21 protein-coding genes and 1 pseudogene are annotated in these 21176 nt (G+C 57.7%); 12 read left to right on the forward strand and 10 right to left on the reverse strand.

Annotation, left to right across the window (positions count from 1 at the left end; all coding sequences use genetic code 11):
* Positions 1-189: 189 nt before the first annotated feature.
* The 3 genes from NLM25_RS08650 to NLM25_RS08660 form a co-directional block, all read right to left on the reverse strand.
* The gene (locus tag NLM25_RS08650) at positions 190-942 is read right to left on the reverse strand and encodes an IS5 family transposase (RefSeq protein ID WP_254136635.1); all 753 of its coding nucleotides are present in this window, start codon (positions 940-942) and stop codon (positions 190-192) included.
* A gap of 170 nt (positions 943-1112) precedes the next feature.
* Positions 1113-1649: a hypothetical protein gene (locus NLM25_RS08655; protein ID WP_254136647.1), complete on the reverse strand. Its 537-nt coding sequence runs from the start codon at positions 1647-1649 to the stop codon at positions 1113-1115.
* Positions 1650-2282: 633 nt separating this feature from the next.
* Positions 2283-2465 (reverse strand): hypothetical protein, encoded by a 183-nt coding sequence (locus NLM25_RS08660; RefSeq protein WP_254116461.1) that lies wholly within the window; start codon positions 2463-2465, stop codon positions 2283-2285.
* Between the two features lie 884 nt (positions 2466-3349).
* Between NLM25_RS08660 and NLM25_RS08665 the strand changes: the two genes are divergently transcribed.
* Positions 3350-3634 carry a DUF3892 domain-containing protein gene (locus NLM25_RS08665; protein WP_254116462.1) on the forward strand — a complete coding sequence of 95 codons (285 nt, stop codon included), beginning with the start codon at positions 3350-3352 and terminating at the stop codon, positions 3632-3634.
* Positions 3635-4020: 386 nt separating this feature from the next.
* Here NLM25_RS08665 and NLM25_RS43875 read toward each other — a convergent pair whose 3' ends face one another.
* The 3 genes from NLM25_RS43875 to NLM25_RS08675 all read right to left on the reverse strand — a co-directional run bounded on the left by NLM25_RS43875 (position 4021) and on the right by NLM25_RS08675 (position 6406).
* A complete protein-coding gene (locus NLM25_RS43875) occupies positions 4021-4155 on the reverse strand; it encodes a hypothetical protein (protein WP_256565397.1) in 135 nt (44 codons plus the stop codon).
* Between the two features lie 707 nt (positions 4156-4862).
* Positions 4863-5198: an Mpo1-like protein gene (locus NLM25_RS08670; protein WP_254136648.1), complete on the reverse strand. Its 336-nt coding sequence runs from the start codon at positions 5196-5198 to the stop codon at positions 4863-4865.
* Positions 5199-5848: 650 nt separating this feature from the next.
* A complete protein-coding gene (locus tag NLM25_RS08675; RefSeq protein ID WP_254136649.1) occupies positions 5849-6406 on the reverse strand; it encodes a LysR substrate-binding domain-containing protein in 558 nt (185 codons plus the stop codon).
* A gap of 452 nt (positions 6407-6858) precedes the next feature.
* Between NLM25_RS08675 and NLM25_RS08680 the strand changes: the two genes are divergently transcribed.
* The 4 genes from NLM25_RS08680 to NLM25_RS08695 all read left to right on the forward strand — a co-directional run bounded on the left by NLM25_RS08680 (position 6859) and on the right by NLM25_RS08695 (position 12386).
* The gene (locus NLM25_RS08680; RefSeq protein ID WP_305887432.1) at positions 6859-8061 is read left to right on the forward strand and encodes a sulfotransferase; all 1203 of its coding nucleotides are present in this window, start codon (positions 6859-6861) and stop codon (positions 8059-8061) included.
* A 1085-nt stretch (positions 8062-9146) separates the two neighbouring features.
* Positions 9147-11840 carry a PAS domain S-box protein gene (locus NLM25_RS08685; RefSeq protein WP_254136650.1) on the forward strand — a complete coding sequence of 898 codons (2694 nt, stop codon included), beginning with the start codon at positions 9147-9149 and terminating at the stop codon, positions 11838-11840.
* Positions 11841-11867: 27 nt separating this feature from the next.
* Positions 11868-12041 carry a hypothetical protein gene (locus NLM25_RS08690; protein WP_254116466.1) on the forward strand — a complete coding sequence of 58 codons (174 nt, stop codon included), beginning with the start codon at positions 11868-11870 and terminating at the stop codon, positions 12039-12041.
* A 135-nt stretch (positions 12042-12176) separates the two neighbouring features.
* Positions 12177-12386: a cold-shock protein gene (locus tag NLM25_RS08695; protein ID WP_254124179.1), complete on the forward strand. Its 210-nt coding sequence runs from the start codon at positions 12177-12179 to the stop codon at positions 12384-12386.
* Between the two features lie 31 nt (positions 12387-12417).
* Here the strand turns inward: NLM25_RS08695 and NLM25_RS08700 are convergent, their stop codons facing one another.
* Positions 12418-13143: a hypothetical protein gene (locus NLM25_RS08700; RefSeq protein WP_254136651.1), complete on the reverse strand. Its 726-nt coding sequence runs from the start codon at positions 13141-13143 to the stop codon at positions 12418-12420.
* A 703-nt stretch (positions 13144-13846) separates the two neighbouring features.
* Here NLM25_RS08700 and NLM25_RS08705 point away from each other — a divergent pair.
* The 6 genes from NLM25_RS08705 (at position 13847) to NLM25_RS08730 (ending at position 17341) form a co-directional block, all read left to right on the forward strand.
* Entirely contained in the window at positions 13847-14197 is a 351-nt protein-coding gene (locus tag NLM25_RS08705; RefSeq protein ID WP_254136652.1) for a carbohydrate-binding protein, read from the forward strand.
* A 737-nt stretch (positions 14198-14934) separates the two neighbouring features.
* Entirely contained in the window at positions 14935-15108 is a 174-nt protein-coding gene (locus NLM25_RS08710; protein WP_254136653.1) for a hypothetical protein, read from the forward strand.
* A gap of 77 nt (positions 15109-15185) precedes the next feature.
* Positions 15186-15509, forward strand: coding sequence for a hypothetical protein (locus tag NLM25_RS08715; RefSeq protein WP_254136654.1), 324 nt, complete (start codon positions 15186-15188; stop codon positions 15507-15509).
* A 366-nt stretch (positions 15510-15875) separates the two neighbouring features.
* On the forward strand, positions 15876-16079 hold the full coding sequence (locus tag NLM25_RS08720) for a cold-shock protein (RefSeq protein ID WP_028141284.1): 204 nt from the start codon (positions 15876-15878) through the stop codon (positions 16077-16079).
* Positions 16080-16572: 493 nt separating this feature from the next.
* Positions 16573-16932 carry a hypothetical protein gene (locus NLM25_RS08725; protein ID WP_254136655.1) on the forward strand — a complete coding sequence of 120 codons (360 nt, stop codon included), beginning with the start codon at positions 16573-16575 and terminating at the stop codon, positions 16930-16932.
* 127 nt (positions 16933-17059) lie between these two features.
* Positions 17060-17341 carry a hypothetical protein gene (locus NLM25_RS08730; RefSeq protein ID WP_254116472.1) on the forward strand — a complete coding sequence of 94 codons (282 nt, stop codon included), beginning with the start codon at positions 17060-17062 and terminating at the stop codon, positions 17339-17341.
* A gap of 255 nt (positions 17342-17596) precedes the next feature.
* On the opposite strand, the gene NLM25_RS08735 is transcribed toward NLM25_RS08730, so the two are convergent.
* Together NLM25_RS08735 and NLM25_RS44390 are read right to left on the reverse strand one after the other, a co-directional pair.
* Positions 17597-17899 carry a DUF3606 domain-containing protein gene (locus NLM25_RS08735; RefSeq protein WP_254136656.1) on the reverse strand — a complete coding sequence of 101 codons (303 nt, stop codon included), beginning with the start codon at positions 17897-17899 and terminating at the stop codon, positions 17597-17599.
* 256 nt (positions 17900-18155) lie between these two features.
* Positions 18156-18272 (reverse strand): DUF3892 domain-containing protein, encoded by a 117-nt coding sequence (locus NLM25_RS44390; protein WP_375166828.1) that lies wholly within the window; start codon positions 18270-18272, stop codon positions 18156-18158.
* A 955-nt stretch (positions 18273-19227) separates the two neighbouring features.
* Between NLM25_RS44390 and NLM25_RS08740 the strand changes: the two genes are divergently transcribed.
* On the forward strand, positions 19228-19464 hold the full coding sequence (locus NLM25_RS08740) for a hypothetical protein (RefSeq protein WP_254136657.1): 237 nt from the start codon (positions 19228-19230) through the stop codon (positions 19462-19464).
* A gap of 96 nt (positions 19465-19560) precedes the next feature.
* Here NLM25_RS08740 and NLM25_RS08745 read toward each other — a convergent pair.
* Positions 19561-21129: pseudogene (locus tag NLM25_RS08745) on the reverse strand (IS66 family transposase).
* Positions 21130-21176: the final 47 nt, after the last annotated feature.

The following is a 21176-nucleotide window of genomic DNA, read 5'->3' on the forward strand; positions in this document are numbered from 1 at the left end:
GCTTGCAGCGACGGGGCCGGCTTTCGTCGCTGAGGCCGCAGGACGGGCCGACACCAATGCACAGCTCGACGATCCCTCAGGTTTTTGCAGCTCCAGCCCGTCGACGGAATGGCTCTGCCGAGTTTTTTCTTGCTTAACCGACCCGGAGTGCGTCCTAGGGTCCGTATCTAATTAAGGGCTGAGACTCGATCAGAGCCAGAAGGCGACGGCGGTTGCGAGCGCCACGGCGGACAGGAAATTGGCGGCGAGCTTGTCATAGCGGGTATGGACGCGCCGGAAGTCCTTGAGGCGGCAGAAGGCGTTCTCGATCAAGTGGCGGCCCCGGTAGCGCTGCTTGTCATATCGGATGGTGCGCCGGCGGTTGCGGCGGCCGGGTCTGACGGGCGTGGCGCCCGCTTGGCGGGCGAGGCGGCGTAACCGGTCGGCGTCATAGCCTTTGTCACCCAGCAGGTATCGCATCGGCCCGGCCCGTTCGAGAAGCGCGGCAGCGGCCTTCATGTCGCTGACATTGCCGGGTGTCAGCATCAGGGCATAGGGACGGCCAATGACGTCAGTGAGCGCGTGGACCTTGGTCGTCCAGCCGCCGCGCGAGCGACCGATCGCCTGGGCCGCACGCCCCCCTTTGCTCCGAACGCCGCGCGTTGCGCCTTGATGTAGGTGCTGTCGATGGCGGTGCTCTTCGTGACCGCCCCTGCCTCCACCAGCGCGTCGAGCAGCTTGAGCCAGAAGCCTCGGCGCGACCAGCGGTTGAACCGATTGTAAATCGTTGTCGAAGGTCCGTAGTCGGGCCGGGCAATTGCACCAGCGGCAACCGACCTTGAGCACGTGCAGGATGCCGGAGATCACGCGTCGGTCATCGACGCGCCGCGCGCCGGGCTGGTTCTTCGGCAGATGCGGCTCGATCGCCGCCCACGCCGCATCCGACAACCAGAACAACGCCATACGTCGCCTCCCGAGATCCACACCCTCTGAGAATCAGGAAAACCGAACCTGCTCAACCCGCTGATTGGGTTTTGACCCTAATGCAAAGCGATGAAGATCAAGGGCGACTCGACCCTGATTCCATCTCCGTGGGGGTCTCAATACAGCCCTAATGCTCCTCAAGGTCAGCATTAACCAGTGCCCGGCTGAGACCACCTGGGCGCAACAACAGGTACGCCGCTTGAAATAACTCTCAGCCCTATACGCCTCTCGGCGGCGAACCAACTTGAGACGGCCTCGCGTGTTAAGTTAGTTCCCGCCAGTTCATTCCAGGACTTCACGACCCTCCTCCAACTTTCCTTTCGAGCGGGCAGAAGCTCTAGCATCCTTTGCGCCTTTCGCGCAGCTGCGGACTTCCCGTCGCGTTTGGCCTCTTTCAGTCTTTTGCGCATCAGCTCCTCGGTTCGTTTCCATCCGACATCCGTCATTCTTTCTGCGACAAAACAGTCGAAGAAAGTGCGAAAAGACAAAGCTCGGTCTGCGGCGATGCATGAGGCCAAGTTTGACTCGTTCAACCATCGATGAAGTGATTCGAGCTGTTCTGATCCGCCAAGCGCGAGCACACCTTCATTCCCATAAGTCAAGAACGTCGCGAAGCCCGCGATCTCAAGTTGCATGTCCAAGTCTTGTGATTCCAGCCAACGGGTGACGGCTTCCAATGGAGACATATTTTGCTCTCTTTCTCGGAGTGTGGCTTTGATACTGATTCATCTGGGGGCACCGTGCTTGTCAACCACAGGAATTTGTAGGCGACGGACATAAAGAGCTGTTTGGGGCGCGCTTCTGAGGCTGAGCTACGGTTGAACGCTCATCACAAAGCTATTCCGCACAGGAGGACTCGATCTTCCTGTTAGGCAAGCTGCAAAAGACGCGCAAAAAGCCGAGTAGCTATGTTTTGTACACGAATGGTGAACTTGAAGCAGATCATCGAGAACGCGGCGGAACGTATGCGCCGTGCCTTCGTAGGGCTTGTTTCCGGCCCAAGCAGCCAAACAAATTCGCTACGACGATCGGCCATTGCTAGCGTCGCCATTTGCGAGGTAACCCGTTCCCTGAGAGCTGTGGATGTCAGATTTCGATCGGCAAGTTCTCTCCGAGAATGCCAGACTTCAATCCACCTGCTTTTTCGGGCGGACATATCATCAAACATTCTTCGTGCAAATGGAGCACAATCCGCAGCATCGGAAACTAGCTTTGCGCTTAGTCTCGTCAAGAGCTTGTCCGAAGAAGTTCTTCAGAATGTTTCCATCAAGCCTCGCTAAACTGCTCTCCGCGAAAAAAGGCAAGACAGGCGCGGAACGTCAAAGTCCGGCCGATGACTGCATGCGCGGGCAATTCCCTCGCTCAACCATTGCCGCACAAATCCTTTGTTCTTCGCTGTCGAGCGCAATAAAGTCAGAATCGCGGTAGTTCAAGAGATCCGCCATACCAGTAGTGATTTCGCCCTGTAATTCTGCGTGCTGTTTCTCGAACCATTCGGTCATTGTTTGCGATGGCACCTCGGTTGAGTCGCACTGACCTCTCGGCTCACCTTAATGCGAGTGCCGACGACAACCAATTCAATGTCAAGGGCCGTCATTCGCTATCTCGAACGAGGCAGCGCGAGCGCGGCTCGGCGTCGACGGATCGCGTGACGACGCTGTCCCTACCGCGCCCGCGCTGCTCGCGAAGTTCAGTGGCGATGTGACTCGGCGCTCGTCCTTCCCGGTAAAGCGCTGTCCCTGTCACACGCTACTAACTTCGATGGTCAGCTTTACCGTTTGCCTAGCAAACTGACTGGCACGGCCCGCGGATGCGAATCCACGAGCATGCTCTCGAAGCTGTATCGACGAAAGATCTCCATTGCACCTACCCGGATCGGTGGGCGACCTAAGTCCGGGCACGATGTTTAAGTTGTCCGAGTTTGGGTTCTATCACCTCAACGACGTTATGGAGTCCCGCTTCAGGACGGTTGATCTTCCATTATCTGATGGGTGGTTCGGCGAAGACTCGTTGCTACCAGCTTCGCGCCGCAACTTCTCCCTGGGTCAATGGCCATCGCCAGGATGACCATAGGAGACAGCGCGGACGCGACTCGGCGCCGAGAAACATCTGACTGATCTCTCCTAACGCGCCCGCGCCTCGAGCATGACTCGGCCGCCTTGGAGCGTCATTGACAAAGCGCTCTCCCTCATCACGCACTCCAACGACCTGGCCGCCCTGACCCCAAAGCTGACCACCGCGCTCCTGCGGTGACAGAAGGCCCCGAGAGCCGCCAAAGTGTATCAGCAAAAGGACTGCATCGCACCTACCAGGATCGGTGGGCGGCCTATTCCATGGCCGAAGTCTAAGCTAGTCAGTTAGCATTGCAGACGAAGGAGAGACCCACGTGGCCAGACTCGCACGGATTTGTTGCGTCAAGAAGACCGACAGGATGAATCCCCACGAGAGGATTAGCATTGTCGGCGGCGTATATCCAGACGGACGTCGATGGAAGAAATCTGTCAGTCAAACGATCAAAGACATCGAAAGTGGAGAATGGGAGTTCTATGTCGAAGAAAACGGACTCACAGCTGGTTTGCTCGTCGCACAACACAATGGGCACAAGTACATCAAGACGGCGGCGGACGACATTCAGCCCGACAATCTTCTTTCCCTCGCTGAGTGTCAGTGATCTTCAGTAACAGTGGCATCCATAGGGTCATCCTCAGCTTTGTGAAGGGCCCAGCAGCCCAGGAGTTCGGCGCCCTGCGGAATCAACAGGCGTGGCCCGCCGCGCTGTCATAAGACGTTCTGGCTGGCCCGGCCGTGATGCATTCCGGGAAGGTTGGAATTGATGCCGCTGATTAGTGTTGCGGGAATGATCGAGCCGCGCTTCAATTCGTAAGCGGGACGTCGGCGTGACAACCTTTGCGGGGAGAAAGCCGAGCTTCTGAGGTCCGCGTTGAAGAAGTCCTCTTTCGCTGCCTGTTGGTTCTAATCAATGTTCTTCACGCTAACGCCGGCGCGCAACGCGCCTTATTCAGATCGGCGCGCCCCGCTGCGACGACAGGTGTGTCGTCATTTTGCCGGCGCGGCGTTGCTCGTCGCCGTCGCAGAGCCTGTCTGGAACTTAATCAGATTGATGTCGAGCGGTGAGTCATAGGCGGCAGAGTTGGCCGGCATGCGCGCCATTCGCCCGCCAAGAAAACGCATTGTTTGCTGGCGTTGGTGTGTCGGGCTGCGGCAGTGCGGGCTAGAAGTGTTGCACCTCGGGTCTGATCGCCGATGATGCTGTTGGAGATACCTTTCCTCAATTGGTCGGTCAGGTCGAGGCCGGATTGGACGATGCGGTATCAACGCCGGCATTGCGCCGGACGTACAGACCGCGCGAATTCAGTTGGAAGATCGCCGCAATCATGCGCTGGTGTTCGGACCGATAGGCTCCGGCAAGTCGAGGCTCTCATGAGCCTGCAAGGGGAAGGAACGTCCCGATCTTTCCACCTTTGATATCGAGATGGACCTTCGACTGATTGCTGCGAGTTACGGAAGTTGATCGAGGCCTTCGCCGACCTGGGTCCTCGACTAGCAAGATGCCGGAGACCACCGCGCGAGAAACCAATTTGACGCATGCCCGTCCCGGACATCATTAGCAGTACGATGGAGCACGTTTAGCCCTCGCGCGCGCCTATGGTTGGAGAACATGCAATCATAAGCCCCCGACTCGCGTTGATGAATTGCAGTGGCCCCTACGCGATGGAGAACGCGTGTAAGTCTAAGCAGCGAGACGAGTACACATAGATGCATTCGCTATGTTCCGTCAGGCAGCCAGAGGTCGTCATCAGTACCTTATCTTGACCTGCAGACAAACAATCATAGATGTTCAAATGAACAACTTGCGAGCGGTAACAATAAAGCCTGGTTTACCGGGAAGATGCCTGATGACGCTTCCCGACGATGATGTCGAGATCGTGCCGAAATCCGAGTGCGACAACCAACTTCGCTGCGATGAACACCGGTCCGATTAGCAGATGGGCAGGATTGTCGATCATGGCCGGCCGCCGTCGCTCGAACACCAACTGCCCGATGATCAGCAATGCAGCGCCGGTGACCATCAGGATAGCAGTAAGCGACCACATTCCGGCGGTCGTCACATGGTTAAGGATCATGGCAGCTGCTTCAAGGAATGCGATCGCAGCGCCAAGGATAACAGCGCCAAGCCCGAAGTCGACCACGAGCCAAAAGATCAGCGCCGGCACGAGCGCGATGGTTGCCAGGTGACCTCGATCCCGAATACTGTGATGAACCAGAGGCTAAGAGGAAGAAGGGTAGCCAGGAACAAGAATAGGATGCCGAACACATGCATCGCACAATTCCAGGGGGCGCGATGATACTCCACGTGGTCCGCAAGCCGGCGCCGAAGATATGAGTTCATGCGATCCTAGCCTCGCGTGTCGGCGGCACGGCGCAATCACCATCTATCAAGCGCATAGGCTGGCGACCCGGTCGGACACATACACATATCGGTGCTTAAACCCGGGAAGGCCTCGCGTAAAATCTACCAAAAGCAGCGCGTGTGATAGATTCGTGTACCTGCTCGCGCAACTACGCCGAACCTGTTTGACGGCAAGGGCTCTACACTTGCGCTGGTTGTGGCGTGCGAGACGGTAGCCTCGCGCGGGACACTCGCTCGATCTACTCAGGAGGAGCGGTCTTGAAGCCGATAGCAAGGCCCGCAACCTCAGTTCTCTTGTTTCGATCGGGACGGCTCGTCCGATTGGAGAACGCAGAGATGGGACTGCCACCGAGTTCGTCATGACGGCCCGTTGGAAAAGCTGACGATCGGCCTCGAATCGAGGAGCTTGGCTCTAAACCAGTGACAAGACGCCCGCGTCCGGCGGACGGCACTTCAATCCCTGGAATTGGCGCCGCTCCCGCTGCGCCCAGTGGGCGCAGCGGGAGCGGCCTTGTACGGCAGAGCGCGGGCAATTCGGCCGATAAGTTGTCTCAGCCACCGGTGAGCGGCGGGAATGATGGGCCGGTTCGTCCAGGTCATGCCAATCTGAAACGGCTCGGGGAGGGGACACGATGTTGCCACGACGGATGTCGCGATGTTTGAAGCAATGCGGCTTGGCACCGTCGAGATAAGATCCGTTGCGGGTAGAATGTGCGTGAGGTCGGAAATGCTCGGTATCGCGACCACCAAAGTGAGCGATAGACCACGTTCATCGAGTTCTGACCCCCAGGTGCCGCCATAGGTGACGACGGCGTGGCTCGCCTTGACATAGTCCTCCACGCGCAGCCTCCTGTCGGCGAGCCGATGGCCGCGATGCATGACGCACACATAGTGGTCGTCCAGCAAATGGCGATGATAGAAGCTCTCATGCACGTCGTAAGGGCCGACGAGAAGATCGGCTTCACCGCTTTTCAGATACGCCGTGCCTTTGGCGCGCGCCGTCTTGATCACTGAGCCGCCGCGCAGCTGTCGCGCGGTCTATCCACGGTCTGAATGCATTCGATCAAAACGATTGATTTTTGTCCATCTTACAAACGGTGGATAAGAGCTCAGTTTAGTAGAAATCAAATCAAGCATTTCCGAGTGAGCTATCATCTTTGTCCCGCCCCTGAGAAGAATTCCGAGGGCTGCGCCGAGCAGCATCCGAGGCGCATGTCGCTAATCCACTCCGCTTAGGCCAGCGGCATCGCGCCGGCTCGATGCGGAAACGTCCTACTTATCGCGTAGTGCGCCTGCTACCAATAAACCTCGGTATGGCTTGCCAAGCCTTTTCCCTATTGGTATCTCCGTGCGACCGAGGGAACCCTGGAGCGCTCTGGCCTCGCAAGCAATCGCTAGCTAGCAATTGCAGGTGAGAAGCGCTGTTTGGAGCCAAATGGATCACCTTCACTATTCAATGAATCATGAGTCATGATGTAAGCCATTTGCCTGCGCTCTGCTTTCTTCTGGGTATTCCCCGATCGGGAACGACCCTGCTGGCGCATTTGCTTCAGCGGCACCCAGATATTGTGGCTCCGCCTGAGCCCTGGCTAATGCTGGCACTCGAGGCATTTGGCAGCGTGGACCACCGTCACCCCGCCGGGGCGTCACTCGTTCAGGCAGCGACCTCGCAATTCTTGAGCCGAATAGACAGAACTGTCGTCACCCGCGCTTTGGCCGATGCAGCTTATGGCCAGTATTTGGCAGCGGCGGGCAAGCGCACCTTGATAGACAAGACACCGCGCTATTGGGCGGTGCTCGATTTTTTGGAATCCCTCTACCCGGAAGCGCCGCGAATCGTTTTGATGCGGAGTCCCTACGCCATTGCCGCGTCACTGAAATCGACGTGGGCCGTTCCCCTCCTGGCCGCAAGCTCCCCATCCGCAATCGCATCATGCGTCGCCGACATCGTGCTGGGTCAGCCTACGCCTGCGATCGCATCTTCTCTCGCCGATCTCGTTCTGGGTCTGCCTGCGCTTGCCGCCTGCCGCGGTCAGCGTGAGACACAAACCGTGCATTACGAAGTCCTCGTGGCACATCCCGATGAGGAAATTCGGCGCGTGCTTGCCGGTCTTGGCTATGCGGCGACTGACATGACATCAGCAACGGCAGAGCAAACCGACTATCTCCAGTCCAGCACTTTCGGAGATCGTAAGATCCTAGAGAAGAAGACGGTCGACGACCGCTCAGTCAAGGCTTGGCAAACCGAATTGAGCATCGAAGAGATGCAGGTTGTGACCGATCTAGTCGGGACAGAGCTTTTGATAGAGCTCGGTTATGAGCAGGATCTTCGGTTCGCAGAACAAGCGGGCGTCCTTGATAAGGGTCGGGAAACAACCGAAGGCTATCGCCAGTTATTTCGGACTTGCTGGGATTTCCTGGGCGGCAACATTGGAGGATCGATCGATATCCCTGGCGATGGCGCCGAGCCAAGCAGTAGTGCTCAGCAGGTGGAGGAGAACTTGTTGGCTTTTAGTCCCTCAATACTTCGGGAGGCGCATCGTCTTGCAGTGTCCAAGAAGCAGGAGAGTTTGCAGGTGGTAACCTCAATCGCGACGCAGTTGCACCAGGAGCTCACGGCTTTGAAGGCCGATCAAGGCGCACGGTCTGGCGACCCTTCATGGTGACCGCCGCGATATGATGAGTGGGGCAAGATCGTGCGGCTTGGGCAGGCCTCGTCATTTCAGAAGCCAATGTGAGGCGCGGATCCAAAGTCATGCGCAAGCAACGTGAGCTTGGACAGCCAAAAATTGCGTCACGTGACGCACACTTATCCGGCACAGCTCAGAGGAATTGCTGAATTGCTCTGGTCAGCATGTCCCGATCTCGAGGCGCACATGCAGCCGCAGCCCATCAATCGTCGGAAAACCTGACCTCGGCTGACGTTACGCATCCAGACCGGTGCCTACCCTGAACTGACGCGATTGATGCAGGTCTATAGGAATCTGCATCTATGCTTTCGGTCGTTGTTGCGCCTGCATTCTATATTGCCCCCCTCAAGACCGCAGAGGCCCTGGATCAATTGCCTTCAGACACCATGGTCGTCTCCGATCCCCACACATTGAGTGTCATTAGGGCGCGCTCCGGCTCAATGCTCCATTCTCGTAATCCAATTTTGTTACGATCAACGAGTCTGCGGAGTCGCGCCTCCGAAGAGCTTTGCTGGCATAAGCTCCGGCAACGAGCTGACTTCTGCGCGGCGCTTCGTGAAATGCTGCCGATAGCTGGCGACTATCGACATATGCTGGATCGTCGGTACCTACGCGAATAAGCGCTTGATGTTGTCGTTGCCTATTCATCAAGTACGGCATCTTGGGCAAATCTTCTGCCGCGAGCTATTTTCGTCGTTGTACTCGCTCGATGGCGGTTGAAAAGTTTAGGGCCTTGGACGGTGGAGTTCGGATTGTTCAGGATCTCATCGCGCCATCTTTCTGTCGGCCTCGCGGTAATCATAGTTGCGGCGGGACGCGCTTGCTACCAAGCAGAATAACTGAAAGAGCGAAACCAAAGTGCAATTTTCGATGTGTGCGTTCGTATTTGGCGCCTAAAGACAACTATACGAAGGTATGTAATGCGCCTTTCTTCAGCTGTACTGAGTTTCAGCAGTCGATCTCTAAACCGCTCTTTTGAGCGCTTGTCGCAGTCGAATAACTTGCTGTATTTTGTCTGATTATTAATCTCTCCCCGCCAGAAGGGCCTGACGGCTACAAACATGTTTAACCAGCTCACCACGTTGGGACGCTCCGCGAGGCAGTTTGTCTTCGGTGGGATTACGCTAGCGGTAGTGACGCTGGCTTCCTTGCATACTCACAGTTCTTTCGCAGCGACCGCGTTCGCCTGCCTGGTGGTGATCTTGCTGTTCTCGCAGATAGGCAGCTTCATCGCGTCACTGGCGCTTTCCATCGTCTCCGTCGCTGCTTTGGCCTACGTGTTTACGCCGTCCATGTTTGGACTTCGAATCGACGACCACCAGGACCTGCTGGTGCTTGTCGCTTTCCTTGCTGCCTCAACTGTCGGAGCGTACCTGATCGGAAAAGCCCACGACGAAATGGAAGCTGCGCGTGAGGCCGCAGCCAAGGTACGGCGCGGCGCGTCCGATCTGCATAATCGCGAGAAAATGTGGCGCGCAATCTTTGAGCATAATCCGGCCATGTATTTCATGGTCGATGAAGCCGGGACGGTTCTTAACGTCAATACTTTCGGCGCGACTCAACTCGGCTATACGCCTTCGGAATTACTCGATCTATCCGTGCTGAAAGTCTTTCTGGAAGCCGATCGTGAGGTCGTTCGCAAACGCATCGGGGAGTGTCTTTCAGATATCGGCCAATCGCGGACCTGGGACATCCAGAAGGTCAGAAAGGACGGTTCGGTGCTGTGGGCGCGCGAAAGCGCCAAGGCCATGCTGGGGCCTGACGACAAGCCACTCGTCCTCATTGCCTGCGAAGATATCACCGAGCAAAAGCGAACGGAGCTTGCGCTGCAGCGGAGCGAAGCCCATTTGGCCCAAGCGCAGGAATTGAGCCGCACTGGTAGCTTTGGCTGGAACGTCGCCACCGGAGAGGTCTTTTGGTCCAAGGAGACTTTCCGGATATTCCAATACGATCCGGAGACGAAACCGACACCGCAGCACGTCCTTGACCGCACTCACCCGAAAGATAAAGCCGAGGTCCGAGAGACGATCGATCGAGGGTTTCGAGGCGAGGATTTCGAGCACGAATACCGGCTGCTGATGCCCGACGGGTCGATAAAGCATATTCGCGCGCTGGCACGGGCGACGAGAACCGCGTCTGGCGATATCGAATTTGTCGGGGCGGCGACGGACATCACGGCAGCAAAGCAGACGGAACAACAGCTGCGTCGCAGTGAGGGCTATCTGGCCGACGCGCAGCAGCTCAGTCACATGGGAACATGGTGCTGGGACTGTCACCGTCGCTGTTTTGCATATCGCTCCGCCGAAGTCAGTCGTCTATTTGGCTTTGATCCTGATGAGCCCATCTCGCTTGAGGCCCTCCGGTCGCGCATCCATCCAGACGACTTGCCCCTGCAGCAGGTAGTGCAGCGTCAGGCTATCGAACAGAAGACAGGGAACTTCGAATACGATTTCCGGATCTGTCTTCCCGATGGCAAGGTGAGGCATATACACGCAGTTGCGCACGCTGTGTTGGGAAGCGACGGCTCCACCGTCGAACTCATCGGAACGCATATGGATGTTACCGAGCAACACGCAGCTCGGGAACGGCTGGAAAACACTCTTGCTGCGCTACGTGAGAGCGAGCAGCGCTTTCGTGATTATGCCGAAACTGCTTCCGACTGGCTCTGGGAGACCGGGCCAGACCACGCGGTCACCCTCTTATCAGAACACGCCAGCGCTGCGGGCATCCTGGCCGCAGGGCTCCTCGGCCAGCCTCGCTGGGAAATTGCGTGCGACGTCGAAGAAGAACCTGAGAAATGGCGGCAGCATCGGGCAATACTCGACGTACACCTCCCATTTCGCGATCTGATTTATCGCACCGTCAACAGGAGCGGATCTGCGATCTACGTCCGGACAAGTGGCAAGCCCTTTTTTGATGTAAGCGGCAACTTTCTTGGCTACCGTGGCGTCAGCAGCGACATTACTGTGAACATTCGCGCAGATCAGGCCGAGCAGGAGCTGCGTAAGGCACAAGCGGATCTTGCGCATGTGACGCGCGTGACGACGCTGGGAGAACTAACAGCCTCCATCGCCCACGAAGTAAACCAGCCACTCGCGGCCATTGTCAGCAACGCCGATGCGTGCCTTGGCTGGATGGCGCGCGAAACTCCCGATGTGTCCGCCGCGCGCAGATCGGTGCAGTGGATCATCGACGACGCTATACGGGCAAGCGAGGTGATCCGCAGGGTCCGCACACTAGCGAAGAAAGGCGATATCGAGATGGTAGCGCTCGATATCAATGATGTTATCAACGAGGCCATCGCGCTTTTGACACGTGAGCTGGTTAATCACCAAGTGAGCCTGCGAACCGAGTTGGCGCCCACACTTCCCACGATCCTCGGCGACCGGGTCCAGCTGCAACAGGTGATCATCAATCTGGTGATGAATGGGATCGAGGCCATGCATACAGTTGCCGACAGGCCCCGCGAACTTCTGATTCAGTCATCCAGGGATGATAGGGGACGCGTGCAGCTCTCCGTGACTGATTGCGGCGTCGGGATTGCTGAGGATGATAGAGTTCGGATCTTGGATCCGTTCTTCACAACCAAATCGACTGGCCTTGGCATGGGTCTTGCGATATGTCGTTCGATCATAGAGGCTCACGGAGGGCACTTATCAATCGTCCGCAAGAAAGAGCCCGGCGCGACTTTCCAATTTGCCCTGCCCGTCGTGCATTTGCCTATCAGGCGGTCGGGAACCTCAAGTTCTTATTGAGACCTTAAGCCCGCGCGAGCAGGCACCTTGAAACTGGGCAGCTGCAGGTCCAATGAACAAGGAAACAGCCGCCGGCTCGGCCTCGCCGAGCTGAGCACCACAACCAATTCGGAGCGTTTCCAGGCGATCCCGCAAGGCGTCGCCCGCCCGATGTTCTGCAGTTGCGATAACTGGGTTCAGCAGCCGCTCAAGCAGACATGACGGCGCGCGAATGCATCGAAGCGGTCATTGCGCTTCTGGCGGACCTTGGTTTCGACCCGGATGACATCCGAGATTATCGGCGAGCGGCGCTGCAAGCGTTTAGCGCAGCGCTGCCGAATTGAATTGCGCACTGAAATGCCGCTGGGCACATGTGTCGGCTGGAAAGAGGATCGATGTTTCGGATTCATCAGGCCGGACGAAGGCGGCGGTGATATCTTCGTGCACCGAAAAAGCCTCGTTGGTAGTGCGCTCTGGCTCGAGCAAGGGCAGAGAGTGGAATTCGAGATCGGCTTGGATGCGCGTACCGGAAAGCATCAAGCGCTGAACGTCGAAATTCTTCGGTAGCACATGGCGCAGACCGCGAACACCGAAAAGATCAGCCAGATCCACCAAGCGAAAACCGCGCAGCAATCGCCGCGCGATTCCGACTAGCGCCGCGCGCCGGCCGGTACTGCATCTCGTCATGCCCGGCGTTGAAGCCGCGCGCGTAAAGGCGCTGCCTCGAGAGACCGTGACGGCGTTCCTGCGCCGTTCGGGCTGGGCTACGCGAGATCACAAGTATGGTTGGCGATTCAAGAAAGGCTTGCCAACTATCCTTGAAATCAACGGCGAAGCGGTGTTGCGCCGCGATTGGCGGCGTCGGCGCATTGGCTCCAAGGATGTCGTGCGTTTTGTTTCCTATCCGCTTGGTGGTGATGGTGGCGCCAAGCAGATCAATGGCTTGTTGGCATTGGTCGCCGTGGCGGCGTTTGCTGGCCCTCTGGTGAGGACTCATTTCAGATGCGCTGGTGTTGGACACGAAGGACCAGACAATCGTAGCGATCTGCAACAAGGCGATCTTATTGCCCCAGTTCAACGCCGCAGCGACGATACGAGCCGAGCAGTTTGTTGTCTTCCAGGCGGTCGGGCTTGCTCTGTCGACGATGACGGCAGGCAGTTTTGGTGAGTTCAAGAACACTATCGGTCCAACCCTTATGTAGTTGAACGAGCGGATGGCCGCGATGGGCGCGACGGGTCCATTCGAGGTTTCGGTCGCTGAATTTCGGAGCGGCATGGTCTCTCCGGTTTCAGGATCACGACCCTTGCGGGCGGCAGCGAGCACCTAGAGCCTTGGTGCGCAATTGACGCGCCGCGCGGCTTTAATCCATGCCCCTGCAATACCGAAGCGGACGAACAGGTGATCCGCTCGGCACTAGCAGCTGCGCCGGCAAGCCTGGAGGCACACGCTATTGCTGCGCTGAAAACCCAGCGTGAGATTGCTCAACGCGACTTTGAGGCAGGCCGGAATCCTTGCTGGTTGGCGGCTTTGCGCAAACGACCACAATCTCCGCTGGAGGCATTTCCACGCGCATCATTCATCGCTTGCCTGAAGACGTTGTCGGGCAGAGATTGGCCGCGTGACGCACTAAGGCGTCAAATGATCAATCTCAGCAACTTACCACCCGACCTAACCGAGCCGCCACCGGAGGCAAAGGGCTGGCTCGCCTACCAGCCATCCAGCGGCAAGTTTTGGTGGAGGATCGACGGCGAATGGCTCCCTTGATGAAGCGCTTGCGAGCAGAGAGGCGATGAAGAAATCATAATGACCGCACTTAATTCGTTTCCACCGGCACCATTGACGTTACCGCAGACGGCACGACAGTCACAGGCACGATTTGGTCGAGCGCCGGCAACGTCAAGTCGGGCGACATATTTCAGAACGGTCGCTTTTCTGCAACGATTACCGACGTCACCGACGACACGCATCTTGTCATTACGCCCGGCCGGGCTCGACACTAAGCGGCGCGTCTTATGTTGTCTGGAAAGTGTCGCAGCAGCGCATTGTCGGCGAGACCTACGCGCGATCGGTTGACCAGATCGTGGGGGCGCTGGACACGAGTGGGTTCTTTGTCTTTGTAAATATCAACCAGACCGAGCCCGACCCGTCCCTCGGCGACAATGAACAGTATGCGTTCCAGCCGACTACGGGCAAGCTGTGGTCAAAGATCGCGAGTATCTCGACCTTCCTTGGCATTTACAAGGGATTCAACCTCACGGGCGCGTGGGACAGCGACACCGATTACGTCGCTGGCGACGTCGCAACGCTCAGTGGGTCGAGCTACGTTTGCAATCTCGACCACACCAACCACACCCCGCCGAACGTCACTTATTCATAACTGCTGGCGAGTAAGGGCGACACGGGCGCGACCGGCACGAAGGGTGACGCGAGCGGGATCAAACTCACATATTCCACGACGACGACCGATCCGACCTTGGCGCGGGCATTTTCCGTCTCAACAACGCCACACCTGCGAGCGCAACGGCTGCGTACAGCGACAATACGCAGGTCGGCGGCGCGTCAATCACCGCGATCCTTGACACTTGGGATGACAGCACGGGGACAACGAAGGGTTATGTCCGGTTTGAGAAGACGACCGACCCGACGGTTTGGGCTCAGTTCCGCGTCACGGGTTCGGTAGTCGACGGGACCGGCTGTCGCAAACTGACCCTGGCAAATGGTGCCGGCAGTGGCGCGTTCACCAATGCGGACACCTTCGCAATCGGGTTCTCGCGCGCTGGCGACGCCGGAATCGGCGACATGCTCAAGAGCGACAATCTTTCTGGTCCCGCGAACGTCGGCACGGCCGCAAACAACCTCGGCGATCTCCTACGCGGTGCCGCAATCCCTCACTGCCGGCGACAAAGCGCAGGCGCGCGCGAACATGGGCGTGCTTAAGAAGAACTATCTTCTGAACGGCGCCATTATGGTGTCGCAAGAGAATGGATCGGCGGCATCCTCTGCGAACTTATACTATCCGGTGGATCAATTTCACTCCACGCTCTCGAACGCGGCCACAGTTGCGTTCACACAGGTCGCAAGCCGACACCCGGCGGCTCGTCAAATAGAATTCGAATGACCGTTAACGTAGCCGATGCTTCCGTCGGCACGGCCGATTATCAATACATCACGCAGAAAATCGAGGGTATGCGCTGCGCTGAGCTCTTGTTTGGTGGATCTTCGGCGAAGGCAATTACGATCCAGTTCGGTGGTAAAGCGCCCGCGGGAACATACAGCGTACCGTTCTGAATGGTGCGCAGAACCAGAGTTATACGGCGGAATATGTCATCTCCGGCGGGGAGGCGAACACAGACGTCGTTAAATCTGTGACCATTGCCGGAGATACTGCGGGCACGTGGGCGATCAAAAACACCACCGGCATGGAAATCAGGTGGGTTCTGATGGCAGGGTCGGCCGTTGCTCAACCATCGAAAAACGCTTGGGCCGCTGCGAATTACGTTGGATCGGCAAATCAGTTCAATTTTGTGGGAACACTCAGCAACGTGTTCGAACTGTTCGACGTCGGCATTTACGAGGGCGCCGCGCCGGCTTTCCAGTTGCCGGATTACGATGATGAATTGCGGAAGTGCAGCGGTACTAAACCCAAATTGCAGCAAACGATTATCTGCCGGTTTCCGGCTCGCTTTTAAGCGATGCGACAAGTGGTAAGTTTTTGTCAATGCCGGTGCCCGCCTCAATGCGTGCAAATCCAACAGTGACATTGGGCACCGGATGCGCAATGCTCTCCGGGAGCACAAGCGCCGCCATGACGGGGATTACGGCCGTCGCATCCGACCATGCGACGTTACAACTTTCCTTCACTTGGACCGGCACGGCTGGCTCAACTATCGGCGACGCGATGGTTGCGTTCGGTGGCACCACGCCCAGCAAGTTCAGCGCTCGGCTTTAAAACTTTACCGAGTGTCGCTAACGGTGCACTGATGTGGCGCGCGCCAGCCTTTCTTTAGTCGGAATTCGGGAACTAGCTTTTGTTCTTGGAGAATGGAGAAGTCAAAATGGCTATGGGGACAGTGAAGTGGTTCAACCCAACAAAGGGGTATGGATTTATACAGCCTGACAACGGCGGCAAGGATGTTTTCGTTCACATCTCGGCGGTCGAAAAAGCTGGTTTCACCTCTCTCGCCGAGGGCGCGAAAGTCAGTTTTGACGTCGTGAATAATCGCGGAAAAGACTCGGCGGAGAACCTACGGATCGGTTAATGCAGCGCAGCCTTAGCCAAAGCCTACGCGAAAGCGCGGGGCACCTGAGAAAATGCGGGGGTACAAAACCCCCGTCGATCTAGCCGTGAAACCTTACTAGAAACCGAATGGCGAAAAAGGCGCCCGCCGCCACAATGACGGTAGCGCTAATCGCGAACAGCACTCTAAAGCTATTGTTCATGGTGTCTCTGGGTCCCCGCGCGAAAATAGCCCATTAAGCTCCCCGCGCTCGTCAAACCAGCATGATCCAACCGCAACCGGCCCGCGAGCGCAAGCCATAGCGCACCGGATGCCGCTTCCGCTACTAATTCGGGTAGGCCGCTGTGAGGCGTGTGGCGGGGTGAGGGGCAAGCGGAAGCGGAGGAGGTGAGGGGCGACATTAACCGAAAGTAGAACCCGGGCTGATTGCGCGTAAAAGCTATTGTGAGACCCGCCGCGCGGCGTTATGTCGGTATGGTGACAAAAAGTGTGCTTGCCGCGCGGGGAAAGACGAGTGGCAATGGCTCTGCGCGCTGGTGCGCCTAGCGACGCGCTAGTTTCGCTTCAGCACCTGCTCGCTATCGAAGATCCCTTTAGCGAAGATTTCCGGCGTATCGATTTCGGCGACTGGGCGTCAATTCACGTTTATTTGCCGCACCCCGAAGTGGATTCCAGCATCACCCCTCCATTTCTGGAGGCCTTCCTAGAGCTTCAGAGGCAGTTATATCTGCTCGCGGCGCAAGCGGCGAGCGGCTCACCTGACAGCAGTCAACTATCCGATGAAATCAAACGACGGCTTCAAATCAGTGTCGTTGTCTCCGGAGGAAGCGCCGATTACGTCACCAAGCTTTCCAGCCTGCCCAGGAGCTTTTGAAAACAATGGTTGGCAAGATGACAGGACAGCAGGCTGCTGTTGTCGTTCTAGGCATCGTGTTCTTGATCGGCACGGATGGTCGTTCAGCGCGTAGCTTGAGCAACGCAAGATTGTCCAGATTGAGGAGTTGAAGAGTAAGGACCATGTAGCGGCTCTCAAGGCCCTAAGCCTGAACGGCTCTTCACAACTTGAAACTATGAACAAGATTATCAGTATTGTTGAAAAACAAGGAGATATCGGTAAGCGAGCGACCGAAGCAGCAACGGCCACCAACGATGCTATCTTGAAGGCGGCGTCAAAGACGCCACAGACCGTCATCAACGCGACACATCTCAGTCAGCACGAGGCCGAACTACTTAGGACTTCGCCGCGAAAAAAGCTGAGGTCAGAATTGCTATCCAGCGAATGAGAGTTCTGGATGTGAACTCAAGCGATCCGAATGAACTAAGCATCTTGATTGCGACGCCGGACAAGGAAACTCAGTACCGAATTAAATTCACAGACAGCCTGTTCGGACAGGACGACAGAAGGCGTCTTTAGAGGCGCTCGATAGCAGAGAGTCGATTTGGATGGAGTTCGCGTTCAAGGAGGTGGATGGAGACGTTAGATCAGCAGAACTGATCAAGACGAGAGGGCCTCCCAAGGCTGCCTCTGCCGCCGAAGATTAATGAGTTAGCCGTTGATTGTGCCATCCCACTACTTCTCCTTCAGGTATTTTTCGACCTTCTTCACGGACACCCCCGACAGCGCGAACAGCTCCCGCGAGCGCTTGCCCCGATACGCCAAAGCGCTTTTTCCAGTACTCTTTTTCATAATCCTCATTGAGGTTGAGGCGGCTGCGGTCGCTAATCTGTTTTGCTTTTGTCGTCAGCCATCTCTTCACTCCCTCTGTGGTTATTCTCGTCACCCAAACATCGCCGTGATCTTCTTCGCTTGGCCGCTCACCGTCAAAAATCTGAGTGGGCAAGTAGGGCGAGTCCCATCTGTGATCCTATTGATGGGTGCCGTAGCGATTGCCGGTTCTGGAGTTCGCGTAAGTGCCGCCACGGTGAGAAGAGCCGGTCGCCCAGCGAAGCTTCCCCCGTGGCTGGTTGTATGGTGTCCGACGCCGTAGCTGACGGGACCTCGTGCGATCCGCCGCGAGCGAGGGCATGCTCATTAAGAGCGAGAAGCGTCATCAATGCTACGATCGTTGCAAGCGCTTTGGTCATTCGATCCGCCGTTTACTGACACTCTGGTAAGGCCAAGAGGTTGTCGTTGTAATAGCCGTCTGCGTGCGTGCGGACGTACTTGCCGTTTGAGCCATCAACGACACCGACTTCGGCGCGTTTCCCACCCACCTCGTGAAGAAGGTATTTGAGCCTTGTTCATAAAGAGGATCACCTGCGATCTGGGCCACTTCACCCGATGCCACCGAGATGCGTGATCCTCTCGTGAGTATCGTTTCTGGGTTGCTTGTTAATGCATGTCACCTGAATATCGGGCATCCGAAATCCTTGGTTGAAATCCGCTCAATCAAAGCGCAACCGAAGCGAGAAGGCAAGTCGAGGTGCACCTGATTTCGCCAATATATTTAGTTGGGATATCAAGCGGCGCCAAGAGGTCTGGGAGGAAATTAACGTCTCGGCAAAGGCGATTGGTGGTCGCGCCTCTGCAGCCGCCAGGGGAGGGCGGTTGATCAAGCAAACGCAAATCTGCGTTTGCTACAGCAACGGCAAAGTCGAGTGAGAAGTCCTTGCGCACCGCGGCGAAGCACTCGACCCCGACGCCACAAGATCGCTGGCACCAGTCTTCGTAAGGGCGTCGAGATGGACGCGCTTTCGTCTGCAGAGCTAATTCGTCTTAAGTGGGCAGCTTAGACTTCGGGAATAGGCCGGCCACCAATCCTGGTAGGTGCCTTGAAGTCCTTCTCCGCGATACAGTTTGGAGGGCACGCCCATGGACTGCCATCCGCGCGGGCCGTGCTGGTCAGCTTTGCTAGGCAAACGGCAGGGCCGGCCACTGAAGTTGGCGGCGCGTGATAGGGACAGCGCTTCGTGCTTGCCACGCCCCAAGGCGCCGAGTCACGTTGTTGCTAACTTCACTGGCAGCGCGGGCGCGATAGGGACAGCGTTCGGCTACGCGTTTCACCGACGCCGAGTCGCGCTCGCGCTGCTTCCGTGGCGAAGATGGCTCATTGTGCCCTGTGTTTTTCGCCCCACCGGTGGCAAATAGGATTTTAGTTGGCTCACGGAGCACGGTGATCTGAAGCAGCATCTCCAATATACCAATGCCGGCCGCATGGAGAGTGTAGCGATGGCGAAGGACCCTGACGGCCTCGGGCGTGTCGCAGAGATTGAAATCGACAAGTCGGCCGCGATCTTAGTTGAGCAGATCGATGGTGAGATCACTGTCGCCATCGCCAGCGTTGTGAGCGTTTATTTGCAGTTAACGGCAGATCAGGCGCGCAAGCTCTCTCGTGCCTTAGCTGTAGCCGCGAAGAATGCGGAGAAATTCCAAACCGTGACGAGAACGCAAGGCGCGATGTCGTAGGATTGACATTTGTTTGCCCTTACGTAGCCGCGACTCAGGGGACGCATCCGGCGACGGCCTCTGGCCAGGTCGCTTTGAGCAGACAGCCGATAGCATTCAGGCGGCGTAAGCGATGTTCTGAGGGCGCCAGTTCCAAGGCAGGAGTTCGTGGATGCGCTTGGCGGGATGATCCGGCAAGCAGGCGAGCACGTCGGCGAGCCAGGCCTGTGGATCGATGCCGTTGAGTTTGGCGGTGGCGATGAGGGTGTAGATTGCCGCCGCACGCCGGCCGCCCCCATCGGAGCCGGCGAAGGTCCAATTTCTTCGGCCCACAGCGACAGCCCGTAGCTCGCGTTCAGCGGCGTTGTTCGACATGCAAAGCCGTCCGTCCTCAAGGAAGCGGCTAAATGCTTCCCAGCAGCTGAGGCAGTAATTGATCGCCTTGGTCGTGTCGTTGTTCCTGGAGAGGTTGGCGCGCTGCTCGTGCAACCACGCCTCCAGCTCGACGATCAGGGGGCGGCTATTCTCCTTGGCGCACACGCAAACGCTCCTGCGCAGCAAGTCCGTTGATCTCGCGCTGGATGGCGAACAGGACATCGATGCGCTTGACCGCCTCGGCCGCGATCGGCGCCGTACTGAGCCGCGCTAAATCGAAGAACTTACGCCGGCCGTGTGCCCAGCATGCCGCCTCGATAATCGGGCCCCCTTTGCGATTGACTTCGTAGAGCCTGCCAAAGCCGGCATAGGCATCGGCCTGCATCAGTCCGGCATAGCCCGCCAGATGCTGCTCCGGATGCGCACCGCCACGATCAGGCGAGTAGAAGAACACAGCTGCCGGCGGATCTGGGCCGGCGACGGGCGATCGTCGCGCACATAGGTCCAGAGCCGGCCGGTCCGGGTCTTGCCCTTGGCCAGGACCGGCACCGTGGTGTCGTCGGCATGGATGCGCTCGGCCGCGAAGACGTGGCTTCGGATTGCATCGACCAGCGGCACAGGGTTGCCGCGGAAGCGCCCACCCAGTCCGCCAGCGTCGAGACATCGAGGTCGACGCCTTCGCGCTGGTAGACGTCGCTCTGACGATTGAGCGGCAGGTGCAGACCATATTTAGCGAACAGGATATGGGCCAGCAGCTTGGGCCCCGCAGGTCCCCGCGCAATCGGATGCGAGGGGGCCGGCGGCTGGGTGATCGCTTCGCAGGCCCGGCAGACGAGCTTCTCGCGCACGTGCTGGATCACCTTCCACTGGCGCGGAACGAGCTCCAGCGTCTCGGTCACGTCCTCGCCAATCTTGCGCAATCGGCTGTCGCCGCAATGGGCAGATCGCAGGTGTCGGATAGACGATGCGCTACCGTGGCAGATGCTCCGGCAGTGGCCGGCGGGCTGGCTTGCGGCGCTCGAACGATGGCACCGCAATCTTCTCGGCTGCCATCTGCGCTGTGGTCGCAGCTTGCGCCGCGTTATCCTCCAGGTCGGCGAGCTGTAGCTCGAGCTGGTCCAGCAATGCGCCCCGCTCAGAGGACTGTCCGAACTGCTCGTGCCGGAGCTTCTTGATCGTGAGCTTGAGCTTCTCGATCAGCAAGGTCCCCGCCTGGGCTTCGGCTTCCGCGGCCAACCGGGCCGCTCGCTCGGCGCGCAGCATCGCCTGCAGCGTGGTCACATCGTCGGGAAGAGAATCATCGGCGCCCATCGCCGACCAGAGAATCACAAGACGCGGTCTCTGTCCGAACCGCTGAT

The sequence above is a fragment of the Bradyrhizobium sp. CCGB01 genome, from assembly GCF_024199795.1.
Classification (GTDB): Bacteria; Pseudomonadota; Alphaproteobacteria; order Rhizobiales; family Xanthobacteraceae; genus Bradyrhizobium.

Bases quoted from the DNA above. Each gene is read 5' to 3' on its own strand.
- NLM25_RS08650 (WP_254136635.1), bottom strand. From the start codon at position 942: ATGGCGTTGTTCTGGTTGTCGGATGCGGCGTGGGCGGCGATCGAGCCG.
- NLM25_RS08655 (WP_254136647.1), bottom strand. From the start codon at position 1,649: ATGTCTCCATTGGAAGCCGTCACCCGTTGGCTGGAATCACAAGACTTG.
- NLM25_RS08660 (WP_254116461.1), bottom strand. From the start codon at position 2,465: ATGACCGAATGGTTCGAGAAACAGCACGCAGAATTACAGGGCGAAATC.
- NLM25_RS43875 (WP_256565397.1), bottom strand. From the start codon at position 4,155: ATGCGTTTTCTTGGCGGGCGAATGGCGCGCATGCCGGCCAACTCTGCC.
- NLM25_RS08680 (WP_305887432.1), top strand. From the start codon at position 6,859: ATGAGTCATGATGTAAGCCATTTGCCTGCGCTCTGCTTTCTTCTGGGT.
- NLM25_RS08685 (WP_254136650.1), top strand. From the start codon at position 9,147: ATGTTTAACCAGCTCACCACGTTGGGACGCTCCGCGAGGCAGTTTGTC.
- NLM25_RS08695 (WP_254124179.1), top strand. From the start codon at position 12,177: ATGCCGCTGGGCACATGTGTCGGCTGGAAAGAGGATCGATGTTTCGGA.
- NLM25_RS08710 (WP_254136653.1), top strand. From the start codon at position 14,935: ATGACCGTTAACGTAGCCGATGCTTCCGTCGGCACGGCCGATTATCAA.
- NLM25_RS08720 (WP_028141284.1), top strand. From the start codon at position 15,876: ATGGCTATGGGGACAGTGAAGTGGTTCAACCCAACAAAGGGGTATGGA.
- NLM25_RS08740 (WP_254136657.1), top strand. From the start codon at position 19,228: ATGGCGAAGGACCCTGACGGCCTCGGGCGTGTCGCAGAGATTGAAATC.